Below are 1,729 nucleotides of genomic sequence, written 5' to 3' on the forward strand. Positions count from 1 at the left end.
CATAGACTTGCCCCCACGAACCGGGGCCGAGAGGATCACTGCTGATGACAGACCGATCCGCCGAGATCACAGCGCGGGCGGCGGCGAAGGGGTTGATCGTGGACCCTTTGCCGGCCACGATCGACCGCGACACCTACACCCCCGCTCTGCTCGGATTACTCAGCAACCTCCTCGTCTGGGGCGGTTCCCGGGTCTTCCACCACCTGCACGGCGTGGGGACCAACGAATGGCGCCTCATCAGCGCGTTGGGCAACCACCCGGGGGCGACAGCTGCCGAGTTGTGCGGCATTCTCGGAATCAACAAGTCCGTCGCATCCAAGAGCGTGAACGCTCTGCTCGATCGCGGAATGATCGAGCAGCTCAACGGCCCGCGGGGCTCGCGCTTTCTCTACCTGACCCCCGAGGGCGCGATCGTGCACGATGACTTCATGCCCGTCGCGCTCGAGCGCCAGGCGATTCTGCACGAATCGCTGAGCGTCGACGAGGTGCGCCAGCTCAATGCACTCCTGGTCCGCATGCTGGACGCCGAATCGTCGCTGCAGGAATACGAGCGCCGCATCCTCTCAGCCCCGCCTCCGGAGCGCTGATCACTCGGCGACGACGCGCACCTCGAGCCTGCCGAAGTCGGCACCGGGGACATAGTTGTACAGGAACAGCGCATCGGACTCGGCGGCCAGCTGCGTCTGGAACACGCCGGCCTCCTGCTGCCCGGACAGCGTGACGAACGCCTGCTCGGGTGCTTCTTCCCCGCCTCCCGGCGCTGCGATCCACAGCGTCTGCTCGTGGATTCGCACGCCCACGAGCGGAACCGTCAGCGCACCGTCGTGGGCGCGCAACACCACGGAGCCGCTGGCCCGCAACTCGCCCGAGGACTGTCGCTACGCGGGAAGCGTGACTCCGACCGCCGGGTCGAAGGACGCACCCCCGGTCGCGACGACCTCGAAACCAGGATCCCGGAGCATATAGCCCACGAGCGAATCCCTGAGCTGCCAGCGGATCACGACAGACTCGGTCATCGCAGGCCCCCTCTCTCGGCTCGTCCTTCGCCGACGGCGCGGCGCAGAAAGTGTGCACTCTCGCGAACCAGGTCGGTGCGGCTGACGTCCAGATCCGTCCAGGTCCGGAGCCGATCCGCCACGGCGGGGGGGAACCATGAGCGGGAGAAGGCTTCGAACGCAATCGGTCCGTCGAATCCCGCCGCGACGGCGGAACGCACGAGCGCTGCCACATCGAGGCTCCCGGCATCCAGAGCTCCGCGACCTGCCTGCCCGAACTCGAGGATGCCAAGACCGTCGCCCGCGCGGATAACCGCGTCGTGCGGCGAGGCCTCCTCGATCATGACGTGAAATCCGTCCAGGTGCAGACTCGGCTTCTCCGGGGCACACAGGTCACGGAACGCGAGAGCCTGGGTGACCGTGTTGAGCGCTGAGCACTCGTAGCGGTTGAGAACCTCGACGCTGACCTCGATACCCCCGGCAGCCGAGCGGGCCGCGAACTCGCCGACGGCCTCGGCTGCCCACGCTCGCGCGTCGGAACTCCAGACCGATGACAGTCCGTACGCTGCGTAGGGCACACCCGTGATGTGATTCGCGCCGAGCACGTCGGCTGCCTGCAGCGCGGAATCGAGCAGTGCGCGACCCGCGCGTCGCTCGTCGGCATCGGCACTCGAGACATCTGCCCCAGGACGCTGGACGACGAAGACGATGGCCTGCAACCCGCGCTGCCGCAG

4 protein-coding genes are annotated in these 1,729 nt (G+C 67.5%); 1 reads left to right on the top strand and 3 read right to left on the bottom strand.

Annotated features, from left to right (window positions below; translation table 11 throughout):
- Positions 1-44: 44 nt before the first annotated feature.
- On the top strand, positions 45-587 hold the full coding sequence (locus Q1V87_RS11630; protein ID WP_300592916.1) for a MarR family winged helix-turn-helix transcriptional regulator: 543 nt from the start codon (positions 45-47) through the stop codon (positions 585-587).
- Here the strand turns inward: Q1V87_RS11630 and Q1V87_RS11635 are convergent, their stop codons facing one another.
- From Q1V87_RS11635 to Q1V87_RS11645, 3 genes are all read right to left on the bottom strand, one after another.
- Positions 588-842, bottom strand: coding sequence for a hypothetical protein (locus Q1V87_RS11635; protein WP_228177443.1), 255 nt, complete (start codon positions 840-842; stop codon positions 588-590).
- 36 nt (positions 843-878) lie between these two features.
- Positions 879-1,016: a hypothetical protein gene (locus tag Q1V87_RS11640; RefSeq protein WP_228177444.1), complete on the bottom strand. Its 138-nt coding sequence runs from the start codon at positions 1,014-1,016 to the stop codon at positions 879-881.
- On the bottom strand, positions 1,013-1,729 hold a 717-nt coding region (locus Q1V87_RS11645), incomplete at its 5' end, for a TIM barrel protein (protein ID WP_300592921.1). The genes Q1V87_RS11645 and Q1V87_RS11640, both read right to left, overlap by 4 nt.

This window comes from Microbacterium sp., from assembly GCF_030149085.1.
GTDB lineage: Bacteria > Actinomycetota > Actinomycetes > Actinomycetales > Microbacteriaceae > Microbacterium.

Bases quoted from the DNA above. Each gene is read 5' to 3' on its own strand.
- Q1V87_RS11640 (WP_228177444.1), bottom strand. From the start codon at position 1,016: ATGACCGAGTCTGTCGTGATCCGCTGGCAGCTCAGGGATTCGCTCGTG.
- Q1V87_RS11630 (WP_300592916.1), top strand. From the start codon at position 45: ATGACAGACCGATCCGCCGAGATCACAGCGCGGGCGGCGGCGAAGGGG.